The following is a 16,592-nucleotide window of genomic DNA, read 5'->3' as shown; positions in this document are numbered from 1 at the left end:
GGCACAATCAGCTTCACTGACTCAAGAACACCAACCGAATGAATGCAAAGCCAGTGTGGAGAAGGTTTCACGGCATGTTCAATCTGAACGACGGCCGGTGGGGCCGTGGTGACGATTCCGACGGCGACCGTCCCAGCGCCAACCGGCCGGACGGCGAGCCTCCGGCGCCGCCGCCTTCTGGCAACAACCATCGCCCGCGCGGGCAGGGGCCCAATCAGGGGCCGCCGGACCTCGACGAGCTCTGGCGCGACTTCAACCGCAAGCTCGGCGGCCTCTTCGGCGGCCGTGGCGGTGGTGACCGCCCAAGCGGCGGCAACGGCGGCGGCCTCAAGCCCGACATGAAGAACGCGGGCTTCGGGATCGGCCTGGTGGCGGCGGTGGCTGTGCTGATCTGGCTCGGGACCGGCTTCTTCATCGTCAACGAAGGCCAGCAGGCGGTCATCACGCAGTTCGGCCGCTACAAGGCGACGGTCGGCGCCGGCTTCAACTGGCGTCTGCCTTATCCGATCCAGCGCCACGAGGTGGTGGTGGTTACGCAGATTCGTTCCGCGGACGTCGGGCGCGACACCATCGTTCGCTCCACCGGCCTGCGCGAATCGGCCATGCTGACCGAGGACGAGAACATCGTCGAGATCAAGTTCGCGGTCCAGTATCGACTGAACGACGCGCGCGCTTTCCTTTACGAAAGCAAGGCGCCCGCAGATGCGGTGGTGCAGGTCGCCGAAACCGCGGTGCGCGAAGTGGTCGGCAAGATGCGCATGGACGCGGCATTGGCGGACGAGCGCGACCAGATCGCCCCGCGCGTGCGCAACCTGATGCAGACCATCCTCGACCGCTACAAGGTCGGCGTCGAGATCGTCGGGATCAACCTTCAGCAGGGCGGTGTGCGTCCGCCCGAACAGGTGCAGGCAGCGTTCGACGACGTCTTGAAGGCCGGCCAGGAGCGCGAGCGCACCAAGAACGAGGCGCAGGCCTATGCCAACGACGTCGTGCCGCGCGCCACCGGCACCGGCTCTCGCCTGAAGGAGGAGTCGGAAGCCTACAAGGCGCGGATCATCGCCCAGGCGCAGGGCGATGCGCAGCGCTTCAGCTCGGTGCTGGCCGAATACCAGAAGGCCCCGCAGGTCACGCGCGACCGTATGTACACCGACGCGATGCAGCAGATCTACAGCAGCACCACCAAGGTGATGGTCGATTCGAAGCAGAACTCGAACCTGCTCTATCTTCCGCTCGACAAGCTGATGCAGATGTCCGCCCAGAACAACGCTGCCACCCCGTCCGATGCCGCGAGCCCCAACGTGGCTGGGACCGCGCCGCCGCAGTCGTCCGTCATTCCGGTCGCGCCGGCCGATTCCCGGGCGCGCGATGGCCGCTCACGTGACCGCGACGCGCGCTGAGGACTGACCCCATGAACAGAATCGGATTCATCGTTTCCTCGATCCTCGTCGTGCTCGCGCTGGCCAGCTCGACGCTTTTCGTGGTCGACCAGCGCCAGTTCGGCGTGGTCTACGCCCTGGGCCAGATCAAGGAAGTCATCACCGAACCGGGCTTGAACTTCAAGCTTCCGCCGCCGTTCCAGAACGTGTCGTACATCGACAAGCGTCTTCTGACGCTGTCGAGCCTCGATCCCGAACCGATGCTGACGGCCGAAAAGCAGCGCGTCGTGATCGACTGGTACGTGCGCTGGCGCATCACCAATCCCTCGGAATACATCCGCAACGTCGGCCTCGACGAGAACGCCGGTGCCGTGCAGCTCAATCGTGTGGTGCGTAACGCCTTCCAGGAAAACATCAACAAGCGCACCGTGCGCGACCTGATCTCTGTGCGCCGCGAGCAGCTGATGTCGGACGTCCAGCGCGAGGTGCTGGAAGTGGTGAAGGGCGCGAAGCCCTGGGGTGTCGACATCATCGATGTGCGGATCACCCGCGTCGACTACGTCGAGGCCATCACCGAATCCGTCTACCGCCGCATGGAGGCCGAGCGCAAGCGCGTGGCCAACGAACTGCGGTCGACCGGCGTGGCCGAAGGCGAGAAGATCCGCGCCGACGCCGACCGCCAGCGAGAGGTGATCGTCGCCAACGCCTACCGCGATGCGCAGAAGATCAAGGGCGAGGGCGATGCCCGCGCCGCGAACCTGTACGCCGAAGCCTTCGGACGCGATCCGCAGTTCGCGCTGTTCTACAGAAGCCTCGATGCCTACAAGCAGAGCTTCAACAAGAAGAGCGACGTGATGATCCTGGATCCGTCGTCCGATTTCTTCCGCTCGATGCAGAGCTCCGGCTCCACTTCGAACGCGCCGCGGCGCTGAACGCGGACCGGGGTGGCGTCGGGCTGAAGTCGGTCATGGACTCCGATACCTTCTGGAATGCCATCGCGCTGGTGCTGGTGATCGAAGGGCTGCTGCCGTTCTTCTCGCCCGGCGGATGGCGAAAGGGCTTCGGCCAGCTGATGCAGTTGCGGGACGGGCAGCTCCGGTTCTTCGGCCTTTGCAGCATTCTTCTGGGGCTGTTCCTGCTCTGGCTATTGGCCTGACGCGGTGCCGGTAGAATTCCGGTTTAACCACGCCGCCGATCCCCATGTCCGCCTGGGTCCTTCCGGATCACATTGCCGATGTGCTGCCTTCCGAGGCGCGCCACATCGAAGAACTTCGACGCCAATTGCTCGATACCGCCCGTGCCTTCGGCTACGAGCTGGTCATGCCGCCGCTGCTGGAGCATCTCGAATCCCTCCTTTCGGGTACCGGCGAGGCGCTCGATCTCCAGACCTTCAAGCTGGTGGACCAGCTTTCCGGCCGGAGCATGGGCCTGCGGGCCGATACCACGCCGCAGGTCGCCCGCATCGATGCTCATCTGCTCAACCGGGCCGGCGTCACGCGGCTTTGCTACTGCGGCCCCGTTCTCCACACCCGGCCTGACCGCCCGCATGCGACGCGCGAGCCGCTGCAGTTCGGCGCCGAGATCTACGGCCATGCCGGACTCGAAGCCGACACCGAGATCCTTCGCCTCGCGCTCGACTGTCTGAATGCAGCCGGAGTCACCGGCCGTGCGCAGGCGCCGGTGGTCGTGGACATGGCCGACGCGCGCATCGTGCGCGCGCTGTTCGCCGGCGTGCCTGTCGATGCCGCGGTGATCGGCCGGGTGCACGCCGCGCTGGCCGCCAAGGACGCCAGCGGCCTTCGCGAACTCACCGCTGGATTTCCGGCGCAGTCGCGCGAAGGCCTGCGTGCGCTCGTCCAGCTGTACGGCGACGTCGCCGTGCTCGACGAAGCGGCCAAGGTGCTGCCCGACATTGCCGGCGTGCGGGCGGCGCTGTCCGACCTGCGTCAGCTTGCCGGCCGGATCGACGGCGCGAAGGTCAGCTTCGATCTGGCCGATCTCCGTGGCTACGCCTACTACAGCGGCATGCGCTTCGGCATCTACACGACCGGCGCCAGCGACGCGCTGGTGCGTGGCGGGCGCTACGACGAAGTCGGCGCCGTGTTCGGCCGGAACCGCCCTGCGGTCGGCTTCAGCCTCGACGTGCGCGAGCTGGTGGGCGTGCTGCCCGCCCAGCCGCTGCGTTCCGCCATCCGCGCGCCATGGAGCGACGCGGAGGCCTTGAACAAGACCATCGCCGCCCTGCGCGGCAAGGGCGAGACCGTCGTGTGCGTGCTGCCCGGCCACGACAGCGAAATCGACGAATTCCATTGCGACCGAGAGCTCGTCGAGCACGGCGGCCAATGGCGCGTGCAAGCCATCTGAATCCTCTGAAGCGAAACATCATGAGCGTAACCACCGGAAGAAACGTGGTCGTCGTCGGCACCCAATGGGGCGACGAGGGCAAGGGCAAGTTGGTCGACTGGCTGACGGAGAGCGCGCAGGGCGTCGTGCGATTCCAGGGCGGCCACAACGCGGGCCATACGCTGGTCATCAACGGCGTGAAGACGGCCCTGCACCTGATCCCGAGCGGCATCATGCGTCCTGGCGTCAAGTGCTACATCGGCAACGGCGTGGTGCTCTCGGCAGCCAAGCTGTTCGAGGAGATCGAGGGTCTCGAGAAGGCCGGCGTCGAGGTGCGCTCGCGCCTTCGCATCAGCGAGGCCTGTCCGCTGATCCTGCCTTTCCATGCGGCACTCGACATCGCGCGCGAGGCGTACCGCGAAAAGGGCGGTATCGAGAAGATCGGCACCACCGGCCGCGGCATCGGCCCGGCCTATGAAGACAAGATCGCGCGCCGCGCGCTCAGGGTGCAGGACCTGAAGCATCCCGAGCGCTTCGCGAGCAAGCTCAAGATCCTGCTCGAGCTGCACAACCACGTGCTGACGCAGGTGCTGGGCGCGGCGCCGATCGGGTTCGACGACGTCTACGACGAGGCCATGCGCCACGCCGAACTTCTGAAGCCCATGATGGCCGACGTGTCGCGCGAGCTCAACGACGCGCATCGCGACGGCGCCAATCTGCTGTTCGAAGGCGCGCAGGGCACGCTGCTCGACGTCGACCATGGCACGTACCCGTACGTCACTTCGAGCAACTGCGTGGCGGGCAATGCCGCCGCCGGTTCCGGCGTCGGGCCGGGCCTGCTGCACTACATCCTCGGCATCACCAAGGCCTACTGCACGCGCGTGGGCGGCGGTCCGTTCCCGACCGAGCTCGACTGGGAAAAGCCCGGCACGGTCGGCTACCACCTGAGCACGGTGGGCGCCGAGAAGGGCGTGACCACCGGCCGCAGCCGCCGCTGCGGCTGGTTCGATGCGGCGCTACTCAAGCGCTCGGCCCAGGTCAACGGGTTGAGCGGCCTGTGCATCACGAAGCTCGACGTGCTCGACGGCCTGGAGGAACTCAAGCTGTGCACGGGCTACATGCTCGACGGCGAATACACCGACATCCTGCCGATGGGCGCGGACGAGATCGAGCGCTGCACGCCGGTCTACGAGACCCTCGAAGGCTGGAGCGAGAGCACGGTCGGCGTCACGCAATACGAGAAGCTGCCGGTCAATGCGCGGCTCTATCTGCAACGCATCGAACAGGTCACTGGCGTGCCGATCCACATGGTCTCCACGAGCCCAGATCGCGACCACACGATCATGATGCGCCATCCCTATCTCGCAGACTGACCCACCGCAGGAGACGACCCTTCATGTTGACCGAAGACGGCAAGCACCTCTACGTAAGCTACGACGAGTACCACAACCTGATCGAGAAGCTCGCGATCAAGGTGTACCAATCGGGCTGGCAGTTCGACACCATCCTGTGCCCGGCGCGCGGCGGCATGCGGCCGGGCGACGTTCTCTCGCGCATCTTCAACAAGCCCTTGGCGATCATGTCGACCAGCTCTTACCGGGCGGACGCCGGCACGGTGCAGGGGCACCTGGACATCGCGCGCTACATCACCACGCCCAAGGGCGAGATCGCGGGCAAGGTGCTGCTGGTCGACGACCTCGCGGATTCGGGTCACACGCTGCACGCGGTGGTCGAGATGCTCAAGAGCAGCTACAAGCCGATCACCGAGCTGCGCAGCGCGGTGCTCTGGACCAAGGCGCTGTCGACCTTCACGCCCGACTATTCGGTCGAGTTCCTGCCGACGAATCCGTGGATCCACCAGCCCTTCGAGGGCTACGACTCCCTGGGCGCCGAGAAGCTGATGGGAAAGTGGTCGGTGTAACAACAGCTCGCCCCCAGCCTCGCCCACTTCGTGTGGCTCGGACACCCCCTGCTGGGGGCGCCGCCCTGCGGCCCGGCAAAGCCGGTTCCGCGGCGGCCCGCGAAGGGGCTCGCTGCGCTCGGCCGATGTGGCGTATGGGTGGGCCTCGGCAAGCAGTGGGCTACATTCCAGCATGCCCACGAAGCCCATCACCGACCTGATCCACCATCCCTATGTGCCCCCGGCGAAGTTCGGCTCGCCCCAGGTGGGCGTGTACAAGGCATCGACCGTATTCTTCGCCGATGTGGCTGCAATGCGCGCGCGGGACTGGAAGACCAAGGCGGGGTACACCTACGGCCTTCACGGCACGCCGACCACCTTCACGCTCGAAGAGCGGCTCGCCACGCTCGAAGGCGGCACCGGATGCCTGCTGGTCCCCAGCGGCCTTGCCGCCATCTCGCTGGTCTCCTTCGCGCTGCTGAAGACCGGCGACGAGGTCCTGATCCCCGATAACGCCTACGGGCCGAACAAGGCGCTGGCGAGCGGCGAACTCGCCAATTTCGGCATCACCCACCGGCTGTACGACGCGATGAATCCGGCGGATCTCGCGGCCAAGATCTCCGATCGAACCAAGCTGGTCTGGGTCGAGGCGGCGGGCTCGGTCACGATGGAGTTTCCGGACCTGCCCGCGTTGGCCAAGATCTGCCGCGACCGCGGCGTCATCGTCGCGCTCGACAACACCTGGGGCGCAGGGTTGGCCTTCGCGCCGTTCGACTTCAACGGCAGCGGGCAGGGCGTCGACATCTCGATCCATGCGCTCACCAAGTACCCGAGCGGCGGCGGCGACGTGCTGATGGGCAGCGTGACCACGCGCGACGAGCGCCTGCATCGCGCGATCAAGCTCACCCACATGCGCATGGGCTACGGGGTCGGCGTGGGCGACGTGGAGACGGTGCTGCGTTCCCTCCCCAGCATTGCCCTGCGCTACGCGGCGCACGATCGCAGCGCGCGCGAGCTGGCCCTGTGGCTTCAGGACCGCGCCGAGATCGCGCAGGTGCTCCATCCCGCGCTCGAAAGCTCGCCGGGACATTCCAACTGGCTGCGCCTCTGCGGCACCGCCGACCTGGCCGCCGGACTCTTCTCGGTCGTCCTCGATGCGCGCTATAGCACCGAGCAGGTCGACCGCTTTTGCGACAGCCTGTCGCTTTTCAAGCTCGGATACTCGTGGGGCGGTCCGATCAGCCTGGTGGTGCCCTACGACATCGGCCTCATGCGCGACCCGAGCGTCGCACCCTGGCCGCATAAGGGCACGCTGGTGCGCTTGTCGATCGGTCTGGAGGACGTGGACGATCTGCGCGCCGATCTCGAGCAGGCGCTCGGGGCACTCTGAAGGCGGAGCGATATCGCGTACAGTGTGCGTCGAAGTGCAGTTACCGTGACTGCCTGCCTTTGAAGGAGCAGCCTGTGGCAACACCCAACTACGGCTATGAGAAGCGACAGAGAGAACTAGCCAAGAAGAAGAAGAAGGAAGACAAGGCCCGGGAAAAGGCACAACGCAAGCTCACGCCCAGCAGCGATGGGCTCGCGCCGGGCGATCCGGAAACCGACGTGGCTTCGCTCGAACGCGACCCGCCGACCATTCCCAGCCTGCCCACGAAGAACGGTTGAGTCGGCCCGTTTCAATCGGAAATAAAGCCGCTGCGCCGTGAGGCCGCAGCGGCTTTATTTTTGGGGGTCACTTGGGCAGCATCTTCCGCAGCGGCGGCCAGACGTTGTCGAGCATGCGTGGCTGCGCGGCCGCGGTGGGGTGGATGCGATCGGCCTGGAAAAGCATCGCTGCGTCGGGGCTGTCCGCCACGCCCTTCAGCAAGAACGGTACCACCGACGCCTTTGCCGTGCCCGCCACCTTGGGAAAGATCGCCTCGAAGCGCCGCGTGTAGTCGCTGCCGTAGTTGGGCGGCACCTGGAGGCCGACGATCAGCACCTGGGCGCCCGTGGCCTGCGCGGCCTTGGTCATCTGGAGCAGGTTGTCCTCGGTGCTCGTGAGCGACAGGCCGCGCAGCGCGTCGTTGGCGCCTAGCTCGAGCACCACATGCGTCGGCTGGTGCTGGGCGAGCAGCCCGGGCAGCCGCGAACGCCCGCCAGCGGAGGTGTCGCCGCTGATGCTCGCGTTGACCACCGTGGCCGGTATCTTCTGTTCCGCGAGGCGCTTCTCGAGCAGGGGCACCCAACCATCGCCGCGCCGGAGCCCGTATTCGGCGGACAGCGAGTCGCCAAGCACCAGGATCACTGGCGGCTTACCCGTGGCGGCCAGGCCGGAAATGGAAAACCCTGCCGCCGCGCCGCTCAAGATAAAGTGACGTCGATTCACTACGCGAAACCTTTCAATGTCCTCAATCCAACCGGGTGACTCTTCCGAAGCCATCGTTGCCGTCGAGCATGTCTTCAAGTCGGTCACCGACTCCACCGGAACGCTGGACATTCTGCGTGACATCGACTTCTCGCTGGGCGCCAAGGAGACTGTCGCCATCGTCGGGGCATCGGGGTCGGGAAAAAGCACGCTGCTGTCGATCGTCGCGGGCCTGGACACACCCACCCGCGGCACCGTGAAGCTCGCCGGGGAGGACCTGTTCGCCATCGACGAAGACGAACGTGCGGCTCTGCGCGCGCAGAAGGTCGGCTTCGTGTTCCAGAGTTTCCAGCTGCTCGGCAACCTGAGCGCGCTCGAAAACGTGATGCTGCCACTCGAACTGGCCGATCGCAAGGACGCGCGCAAGGCGGCGACCGAAATGCTCGAGCGTGTCGGGCTCGGCCAGCGCCTTGGCCATTACCCGAAGGTGCTGTCGGGCGGCGAGCAGCAGCGCGTGGCGCTCGCGCGGGCCTTCGTGGTGCAGCCGGCGCTGCTGTTGGCGGACGAGCCGACCGGCAGCCTCGACTTCGCGACCGGCGAGCAGGTGATGGAGCTGATGTTCGATCTCAACCGCGAGCTCGGCACCACGCTCGTCCTGGTCACGCACGACCGCGCCATCGCGGCGCGCTGCGACCGTCGCATCACCATCGAAGCCGGCCGCGTCGCGGCCGAGGAGCGCAGCAGCGCCTGAACGATGAGTCTGGCGCAGGCGACGCCAGGAATCCCGCGGAACCGGCTCCGCCGGGCCGCTGGGGTTGCCCCTAAAGGGGGTGGAGAGCGACACAAAGTGCGCGAGCCTGGGGGTAAGCCAAGTGCTCCCGCGGAACCGGCTCCGCCGGGCCGCCGGGATTGCCCCCTCCCGCCGAAGGCGAGAGAGGGGAGCCGCGAAGCGGCATGGGGGTGTTTGTGATAATCCCCCGGATGTCTTCCCCCAAAGTGATCTTCGGCTTCCACGCCGTGGGCGTGCGCATCAAGACCACGCCGAAATCCGTGATCGAGGTGCTCTTCGATGCCAGCCGGCGCGATGCGCGCATGCGGCAATTCATCGCACGCGCGCAGGAGGCCGGGGTCCGGCTGATCGAGGCCGATGGTGCGCGTCTGTCGAAGCTCGCGGGCAGCCACGGCCACCAGGGCGTGGCCGCCCGGGTCGAGCCGATCCCGCAGACCCATTCGCTTGACGAACTGCTCGAGGGGCTCGAAGCCGCGGGCACCATGCCCCTGCTACTGGTGCTCGACGGCGTGACCGATCCGCACAACCTCGGCGCCTGCCTGCGCGTGGCGGACGGCGCCGGTGCCCACGCGGTCATCGCGCCCAAGGACCACGCAGCCGGCATCAACGCCACCGTCGCCAAGGTGGCGAGTGGCGCGGCCGAGACGATGCCGTACTTCATGGTCACCAACCTCGCGCGCACGCTCAACGAGCTGAAGGAACGCAATATCTGGTGCGTCGGCACCAGCGACGATGCACCGGGCACGCTCTACCAGTGCGACCTCAAGCGCCCTCTGGCGCTGGTGCTGGGCGCCGAGGGCGAGGGCATGCGCCAGCTCACGCGCAAGACCTGCGACGAACTGGTGAGCATCCCGATGGCGGGGGCGGTCGAGAGCCTCAACGTCTCGGTCGCGAGCGGCGTGTGCCTCTACGAGGCCATGCGCCAGAGGATCGGCTGAGGCGCGACCGGCAATGCGGCCCGCATTGACCTTCAACCCGAACCCTTCGGCGCCGCGGCTGCGGCTGCCCGCCGGCGCATGCGATGCGCATGTCCATGTGTTCGGACCGGCTGCGCGCTTTCCCTTCGCGGAAGACCGCAGCTTCACGCCGGCCGATGCACCCAAGGAGACGCTGTTCGCGCTGCACCGCCATCTCGGCATCGGGCGATGCGTGATCGTGCAATCGCTTTGCCACGGCTTCGACAATCGTGTCGTGGAAGACGCCATCGCGGCCGGGGGCGGCTGCTACCTCGGCGTCGCGCTGCTCCCGCTGGACGTCCCCGACGAAGAGCTGCAGCGGCTGGCCCGCGTGGGCTTCCGGGGTGTTCGCTTCAACTTCGCGCGGCATTCCGGCGCGGCGTTCGATGTGGAAGGCGTCGTTGCGTTCAGCCGGCGCCTCGAACCCCTCGGCATGCACCTGCAGGTGCACTTTGAGCGAGGGCTGATCCACGAGCTGGTACAGCCTCTGGCCGGCAGCGCGGTGCCGGTCGTGATCGACCACATGGCACGCGTCGATGCCGCGGTGGGGGCGGAGCACCCCGACTTCGTGGCGCTCGGCAGGGCAATGAAAAACCCGTTGTTCCGCGTCAAGGTCAGCGGCATCGATCGCATTTCCCGCACTGCCGGCTATGCCGAGGGCGTGGCGCTTGCTCAACGGCTGGTGTGCGAATTCCCGGATCGTTGCCTGTGGGGCACCGACTGGCCGCATCCATTGCATGACCACGTGCCGGATGACGGTGTCTTGGTCGATGCGCTGGAGCAGATCGCGCCCGATGCCGAATTGCGGGAGCGCTTGCTGGTGCATAACCCCGGCGCCTTCTATCGCTTCGGCGAGCCATGAAAAAAGACCGGTTGTCGTGCAACCGGTCCTTTTGTTTGGCGGCTCAGGCGGAGTCAGCCGATACCGCCACCTTCCCTCGTCGGACGCTTACCACTGGTAGGTCGCGCCGGCGCCGACGGTGCTGCCTGCTGCGCTCATGCCCACGCCTGCCTTGATCGTGACGCGATCATTGAGGCGAGCGCTGGCGGCGACGGCCATGGCCGCGTAGTTCTTGAAGCTGCCGACGCCCACGCCCATGGCGAACTTCTTGCCCGGATCCACATTGGGGATCATCGTCAGGGCGGTGGCCGCTGCGACGCCGCTGTAGGAGTTGCGCGCCACGTCGCCAACTTGCTGCTGGACCTGGTTCACGCGCTGGTCGGTATAGGCCTTCGCGTTGTCAGCCACGCTGTCGAGCTGGCCCTTGTTGACGGCGTCGTGGGTCATGACGCCGTCTGCCACGTTGGCGATCGCACGCTCGTTGCCTGCCGACCCGACAGAGACCGTGTTCTCGCGGTCGCTGACCGAACCTGCACCCAGGGCGACGCTGTTGCTGGCCGAGGCCGTTGCACCGGCGCCGAGAGCCACGGCGTTGTCGCCGATGGCCGAAGCCGCGCGGCTTTCATCGCCGCTGGTCGCCAAGTGCGAGTTCGCCTGAATCGTGGTCTTCTCGATCACGTTCTGCTTGGCGTCGCCGACGGCGCCGATCTGGCCCGAGAGGCTGGTGAGGGCGTCACCGATGTTGGTGTACGCCGTGTTGTTCACGATGTAGCTCGGTGCGACCACGTTGCCGTTGGCATCGATGCTGGCGCCGCCGCCCATGGCGGAAGTGACACCACGCAGCTGACCGACGTTCACCGCATCCGTGTCCGCCATGCCCTGGGCAACGTTGGACAGCAGAACCGGCGGGGCGCCTGCGTTGCCGAAGGTGACCTTGCCGCGGTTGGAGCCGGCGTCATAGGTGACCGCGTCGAGCGTATTGCCGGAACCATCGACCAGGCCAGCCTTCTTGAGCTGGCTCACGTTGACTGCATCGCTGTCGTCCGTGCCGGCCGCCACGTTCTTGATCTGGGTGCCGTTCGCACCGCCGAGGGTGATCGAACCCTTGTTCGAACCCGCGTCGTAAGTGACCGCATCCAGTGTCTTGCCGTTGGCGTCGATCAGGCCCGTTGCCTTGAGTTGCGACACGTTCACCGCGTCGGTGTTCGCGACGCCGGCCGTGACGTTCTTCAGCGTGCGGGTGTTGCCGTCCTTGTCGGCGAAGTCCACCGCCACGCCGTCGGTGGCCTTGCCCACTGTCAGGTTGGCACCAGCGCCAGCCTGCTGCACCAGGCCGACTGAACCGTTGTTCAGGTTGGTGGTCAGGTTGTCGATGGCGTCCGTGTTCTGCGTGACACGGCCGTCGAGGTTGGTGAGTGCGCCACCGACGTTGTTGAAGGGCTTGCCGCCGACCGTGTAGCTCGGTGCGGAGATGGTGCCATCGGCCTTCACCGATGCGTTGCCGCCCAGCGCGTCGGCCACCTTCTGGGAAGCGCCATACAGCTGACCGCCGTTGATCGCGTCCTTGCTGTCTGCGTAGACCGCGCCGTCGGCGACGTTGCCGAGCTTGACCGGAGCCGAGGCACCGGCGCCACCCAGCGTCACGCTGGAGTGCGTGGCGTCGTCGTACTTGACCGCGTCGGCCGTGGCGTTGGCTGCGGCATCGGCCGCTGCCTTGTTCACCTGACCCACGGTGGCCGCATCGGTGCTGGCCGAACCGTCACGCAGGTTGGAGATCGCCTTGTTCCCGGCGTCGATGCCGCTGGTGGTCATGCTCGGACCGCCGACGATGGCCACGCCGTTGGTGTCCATCTTCGTGTTGCCGGCCGTCACCGAGGTGAAGGCGGCGTTGTCGGCCATCTGCAGTTGCAGCACGCCGTTGGCGTCGACCTGGGTCCTCAGGTTGCCGCCCGAGAAAGAGCCCGTGGTGCCAGCGCCCGTGATCGTCACCGTCTCGCCTAGCTTCTTGGCGACCGTACCGGTGTTGCCTGCGAACGTGATCGGGTTGTTGCCCATGGCGGTGACGGCGTCCGTGTTCTGCGTGACACGGCCGTCGAGGTTGGTGAGTGCGCCACCGACGTTGCCGAAGGGTTTGCCGCCGACCGTGTAGCTCGGTGCCGTGATGGCACCGGTGGTTGCGTTGTAGGCCGCGCCGCCGCCCAGGGCTGCCGCCGTGGCGTTGCCCATTGCGTTGGATTTCGCGGCTTCCGATTGCAGCTGGCTGACGTTGACGGCGTCCGTGGCCGCAGCACCAGCGGCGACGTTCGTCACGCGGCGTTCCTTGCCGGCCGATCCGACCGAGACTTCGCCGTTGGCGGTCGATGCGGTGCCCGACAGCGCGGCCGAGCCGGAGTTGTAGCCGTTGGCAGCCAAGTTGGACGTCGTGGTCGAACCTGCGCCAAGCGCCACCGAGTTGGCGACCGAGGCATTCGCGTTGTTGCCTAGTGAGACCGTGTTGTCACCTGCGGCTTTGCTCCAGACGCCGATGGCCAGTGAACTGGAGCCGGAAGCCAGTGCGTTGTAGCCGAACGCCGAGCTATCGTTACCGGTTGCCATCGTGCCGGAACCCACGGCCGTTGCATGGTGGGCCGCAGCGCTATAGGCGCCGAGCGCGACGCCGAAGAAACCGCTCGTCACCGCGGTGTCGCCAAATGCCGTGCCGCCCTGCGTCGCGTAGGCGGCGTTGCCGACCGCAGTGTCGTAGATTCCCTTGACCGGGTTTTGCAGGGGGTTGTTCCATCCACTCGCGGGGGTGGCCACGCTGCCTGCCGTTGCACCTCCGGCGGTATAGTTTTGTGCGTTGGCAAGCCCAGCCAGTCCGAGCGTGCCGGCCATGACCATCGCAAACCCGCCCGCGCTGGCAACCAAACGCGACTTGCTGCGCTTGCCGCGGGCCTTGGTGTTTTCTGCTCCTGCGACCCAGGCGCCCAGTGCTTCGTTCCAGATGCTGCGATACGACTTGTTCATTGTGTTCCTCTCAGTTTGGTGAATGACCCTCACTGGCGGCTGTGAAGGCGGGGTCTCGGGACGGGGGCCGCACTGTCTGACGACGGGTCTGGCAGAAACATCACTCGAGAGTGCTGCCATGTACCAAGAAAGACCTAGTTGTCCGATGCATTCAACTGTAGAGAGCGGGTCGCAGGGGGGATATGAGAATCGTCTGGATGTGTCCTGGCGAAATGGCTGTGAGCCTCATCGCGCGTGCCATTCGTGCGGTCTTTCACACAGGGGGCGCCCCGTCAGGTTCGATGCACATTCATGGTGCATACAAGGCAAACCGCCCGGCACCTCGCGGTACCGGGCGGTTCAACAACGAGGAACGCGAGCCGGGATCCTGGTGCTACACGAGCGCGAAGAAACGCATCACCACCTGCGCCGGGTGCCGCACGCCGACGCCGACGAACATGCGGTCGTTGATCCACCCCAGCGCCTTCGACGACGTCTCGAAGCGTGGATTGCAGCGGAAGTAGACCTGCGCCGGATCGACCGGCTCGCCGCGCAGCAGCTTCGCCATCACATCGGCGGGCGCCGCGCGCACGGCGTGGTTCTGCACGTAGATCAGGTCGCCGGCATCGGTCTCCAGCCCGTAGCGCGCATCGAGCTCGGAGAGCGTGTCGCTCACGATGAGCTGGAAGTCGGTGCCGCCCGGCAGCACCCGTGCGGTCCAGCCGTTGCCGCGGGCGCGGCCGCCGGTGATCGGCACCAGCCGGCGCATGCCGCGCGGGCTCTGGCCGAGCACCTGCGGTTTCCCGACCTCGACTTCGAGGTCGGCGAAATAGTCGAGGGAGGGCGGGGCGAGCGGGTCGGTGCTGCTCATGCCTTCATTCCTCCGCGCTGGCCTTGTCGAGCATCGTGACGGTGTCGGCGTCGAGCTTGAGCTGTGCTGCGGCGACCAGTTCGTCGAGCTGTTCGATCGAGGTGGCGCTGGCGATCGGCGCGGTGACGGAGGGCCGTGCGATCTGCCGGGCCAGCGCGATCTGCCCCGGCTTCGCGCCGGTCGCCTTGGCCGCCTGGTCGAGCGCATCGAGGATGCGCAGCCCGCGCGGGTTGAGGTACTTCTTCGTCGTGCTTGCACCGCGCGCGCTCTTGGCCGCGTCGGCCTCGGTGCGGTACTTGCCGGTGAGGAAGCCCGCCGCCAGTGCGTAGAAGTTGATCACGCCGACGCCGCGCGCCGGGCACAGCGGCTCCAGTTCCTTCTCGAACACCGCGCGGTCGTAGAGGTTGTAGAGGGGCTGAAGGCTTTCGTAGCGCGGCAGGCCCGCCTTCTCGGCAACGTCGAGCGCCTCGGCCAGTCGCGGCGCCGTGAAGTTCGAGGCGCCGATCGCGCGCACCTTGCCGGCCTTGATCAGCTCCGCGAAGGCGGCGGCGGTGTCCGCAAGCGACGTGTCCGGGTCGTCGTCGTGCGACTGGTAGAGATCGATGTGGTCGCACTGCAGCCGGCGCAGCGACGCTTCCACCGCCTCGCGGATGTAGGCCGGCGACAGTCCCTGCTTGCCTTCGCCCATCGGTTTGCCGAGCTTGGTGGCGAGCACCACGCGGTTGCGCTTGCCGGTCTGCCTGAGCCATTTGCCGATGAGGGTCTCGGACTCGCCGCCGCTGTGGCCCGGCACCCAGCGCGAATACACGTCGGCGGTGTCCACGAAGTTGAAGCCCGCGTCCACCCATGCATCGAGCAGGCGGAAGGACATGGCTTCATCCGCCGTCCAGCCGAAGACGTTGCCGCCGAACGCGAGCGGGGAAACCTGGAGGTCGGAGCGGCCGAGGGTGCGCAGTTGCATGGATCGATTCCTTGATGAAGGTTCAGACAAAGCCCACGGCGCCGAGCAAAGCCCCGGCGCCCAGAAGCCAGAGGAGATGAATGCGGGTGCGCCACACGATAAAGGCGGTGACGCCGGTCAGCATCCACAGATGCCAGGCGGGCGCGTTGCCCGAATGGTTACCCGATGCCAGGACCCATCCGGTCGCGATGAGCAGGCCCACCACCACGGGCGCCATGCCCTGCTTGAAGGCGCGCACGCCGCGCCGGGTGCGATTGCGGTGGCCCCAGCGCGTCGCGAAGTAGGTGAGGGTGGTGCTCGGCAGCATGATGCCGACCATCGTCACTGCGAGTCCGAGCAGGCCCGTCAGCCAGGCCTGCGGGCCGGCGCCGATGCCGCCGCCGGCGTTCAGCCCCACGTTCCATCCCATGAGCGCGACGAAGAGCACGTTCGGCCCCGGCGCCGCCTGTGCGATCGCCACTGACGAACTGAACTGCGCATCCGTGAGCCAGCCGTGCTGCGCGACCAGGTAGCGGTGCATGTCGGGCACCGTGGTGATCGCGCCGCTGATCGACAGCAGCGAGAGCAGCATGTACTGTGTGAAAAGCGCGAGCCAGTCGTGCCAGTGCATCGTGATGCTCATGCGTCGAGCCTCCACCACGTCCACACACAGGCGACGCCGCCCACGATGATCAGGACCCAGCCCAGCGGCACGCGTGCGAGGGCGATGGCCGAGAACACCAGCGCCACGATGCCCAGGCACGTCGCGAAGCCCAGCGGATGCTTTCGCAGCGCCGGGATCAGCTTGATGCCGGTCGCCGCGATCAGCCCGCCGGCCACGGCACCCATGCCGCGCAGCCCGCCTGCCACCTGGGGATTGCCGGCGTAGTGGGCGTAGAGCACCGCGAGCACGAGGATCACGCCCAGTGGCACCGTCAGCATGCCCGCCAGCGCCGCGATCGCGCCGCGAAGGCCGAAGTGGCGGTCGCCGATCATGAGCGCGAGGTTGATCACGTTCGGCCCCGGCAGCACCTGCGCGACCGCCCAGTCTTCGAGGAATTCGTCCGGGGTGAGCCAGCGCTTCTTCTCGACCATCTCGCGCTGCACGACGGCCAGCACGCCGCCGAAACCTTGCAGGGCCAGCCAGGTGAAGGAAAAGAAGAGATCGCGAACGGACTGGGGGCGCGGCCGGTCGCTCGCCGGTTCCGCCGAATGGAGGGCCTGATGCATCGCGGGCGAT

17 protein-coding genes are annotated in these 16,592 nt (G+C 66.8%); 11 read left to right on the top strand and 6 right to left on the bottom strand.

From position 1 onward, the window contains the following. Positions 1-74 precede the first annotated feature (74 nt). The 8 genes from hflK to ACQ858_RS11875 all read left to right on the top strand — a co-directional run bounded on the left by hflK (position 75) and on the right by ACQ858_RS11875 (position 7,287). A complete protein-coding gene (hflK, locus tag ACQ858_RS11910) occupies positions 75-1,397 on the top strand; it encodes an FtsH protease activity modulator HflK (RefSeq protein ID WP_431272960.1) in 1,323 nt (440 codons plus the stop codon). Positions 1,398-1,408: 11 nt separating this feature from the next. After that, positions 1,409-2,308, top strand: a complete 900-nt coding sequence (hflC, locus tag ACQ858_RS11905; protein WP_431272959.1) for a protease modulator HflC — start codon at positions 1,409-1,411, stop codon at positions 2,306-2,308. A 35-nt stretch (positions 2,309-2,343) separates the two neighbouring features. Further along, positions 2,344-2,532, top strand: coding sequence for a DUF2065 domain-containing protein (locus tag ACQ858_RS11900; protein WP_431272958.1), 189 nt, complete (start codon positions 2,344-2,346; stop codon positions 2,530-2,532). A 44-nt stretch (positions 2,533-2,576) separates the two neighbouring features. Then, entirely contained in the window at positions 2,577-3,740 is a 1,164-nt protein-coding gene (locus ACQ858_RS11895; RefSeq protein ID WP_431272957.1) for an ATP phosphoribosyltransferase regulatory subunit, read from the top strand. Between the two features lie 20 nt (positions 3,741-3,760). Next, complete coding sequence (locus ACQ858_RS11890) at positions 3,761-5,092, top strand: adenylosuccinate synthase (protein WP_431272956.1); 1,332 nt, start codon at positions 3,761-3,763, stop codon at positions 5,090-5,092. A gap of 23 nt (positions 5,093-5,115) precedes the next feature. Next, entirely contained in the window at positions 5,116-5,640 is a 525-nt protein-coding gene (locus ACQ858_RS11885) for a phosphoribosyltransferase (RefSeq protein WP_431272955.1), read from the top strand. A 172-nt stretch (positions 5,641-5,812) separates the two neighbouring features. Continuing rightward, positions 5,813-7,009: a PLP-dependent transferase gene (locus tag ACQ858_RS11880; RefSeq protein ID WP_431272954.1), complete on the top strand. Its 1,197-nt coding sequence runs from the start codon at positions 5,813-5,815 to the stop codon at positions 7,007-7,009. 74 nt (positions 7,010-7,083) lie between these two features. Beyond that, the gene (locus tag ACQ858_RS11875; protein ID WP_431272953.1) at positions 7,084-7,287 is read left to right on the top strand and encodes a hypothetical protein; all 204 of its coding nucleotides are present in this window, start codon (positions 7,084-7,086) and stop codon (positions 7,285-7,287) included. A gap of 67 nt (positions 7,288-7,354) precedes the next feature. On the opposite strand, the gene ACQ858_RS11870 is transcribed toward ACQ858_RS11875, so the two are convergent. Then, positions 7,355-7,909: an arylesterase gene (locus tag ACQ858_RS11870; protein ID WP_431272952.1), complete on the bottom strand. Its 555-nt coding sequence runs from the start codon at positions 7,907-7,909 to the stop codon at positions 7,355-7,357. A 97-nt stretch (positions 7,910-8,006) separates the two neighbouring features. On the opposite strand from ACQ858_RS11870, the gene ACQ858_RS11865 reads away from it, so the two are divergent. The 3 genes from ACQ858_RS11865 (at position 8,007) to ACQ858_RS11855 (ending at position 10,577) form a co-directional block, all read left to right on the top strand. Continuing rightward, entirely contained in the window at positions 8,007-8,720 is a 714-nt protein-coding gene (locus ACQ858_RS11865; RefSeq protein WP_431272951.1) for an ABC transporter ATP-binding protein, read from the top strand. 230 nt (positions 8,721-8,950) lie between these two features. Next, positions 8,951-9,697: a 23S rRNA (guanosine(2251)-2'-O)-methyltransferase RlmB gene (gene rlmB / locus ACQ858_RS11860; RefSeq protein ID WP_431272950.1), complete on the top strand. Its 747-nt coding sequence runs from the start codon at positions 8,951-8,953 to the stop codon at positions 9,695-9,697. A 13-nt stretch (positions 9,698-9,710) separates the two neighbouring features. Next, the gene (locus ACQ858_RS11855; RefSeq protein ID WP_431272949.1) at positions 9,711-10,577 is read left to right on the top strand and encodes an amidohydrolase family protein; all 867 of its coding nucleotides are present in this window, start codon (positions 9,711-9,713) and stop codon (positions 10,575-10,577) included. Between the two features lie 87 nt (positions 10,578-10,664). On the opposite strand, the gene ACQ858_RS11850 is transcribed toward ACQ858_RS11855, so the two are convergent. The 5 genes from ACQ858_RS11850 to ACQ858_RS11830 all read right to left on the bottom strand — a co-directional run bounded on the left by ACQ858_RS11850 (position 10,665) and on the right by ACQ858_RS11830 (position 16,582). Then, positions 10,665-13,562 carry a YadA-like family protein gene (locus ACQ858_RS11850; RefSeq protein WP_431272948.1) on the bottom strand — a complete coding sequence of 966 codons (2,898 nt, stop codon included), beginning with the start codon at positions 13,560-13,562 and terminating at the stop codon, positions 10,665-10,667. Positions 13,563-13,935: 373 nt separating this feature from the next. Next, positions 13,936-14,412 (bottom strand): DUF3237 domain-containing protein, encoded by a 477-nt coding sequence (locus ACQ858_RS11845; protein ID WP_431272947.1) that lies wholly within the window; start codon positions 14,410-14,412, stop codon positions 13,936-13,938. A 4-nt stretch (positions 14,413-14,416) separates the two neighbouring features. Beyond that, entirely contained in the window at positions 14,417-15,373 is a 957-nt protein-coding gene (locus ACQ858_RS11840; protein WP_431272946.1) for an aldo/keto reductase, read from the bottom strand. 22 nt (positions 15,374-15,395) lie between these two features. Then, positions 15,396-15,995 carry a chromate transporter gene (locus ACQ858_RS11835; RefSeq protein ID WP_431272945.1) on the bottom strand — a complete coding sequence of 200 codons (600 nt, stop codon included), beginning with the start codon at positions 15,993-15,995 and terminating at the stop codon, positions 15,396-15,398. After that, positions 15,992-16,582 carry a chromate transporter gene (locus ACQ858_RS11830; protein ID WP_431272944.1) on the bottom strand — a complete coding sequence of 197 codons (591 nt, stop codon included), beginning with the start codon at positions 16,580-16,582 and terminating at the stop codon, positions 15,992-15,994. Before ACQ858_RS11830 ends, ACQ858_RS11835 begins: the two co-directional genes overlap by 4 nt. Between the last annotated feature and the right edge of the window lie 10 nt (positions 16,583-16,592).

This window comes from Variovorax ureilyticus, assembly GCF_050632185.1.
Classification (GTDB): Bacteria; Pseudomonadota; Gammaproteobacteria; order Burkholderiales; family Burkholderiaceae_C; genus Variovorax; species Variovorax ureilyticus_A.
This window is presented reverse-complemented; position numbering and strand designations above follow the sequence as displayed.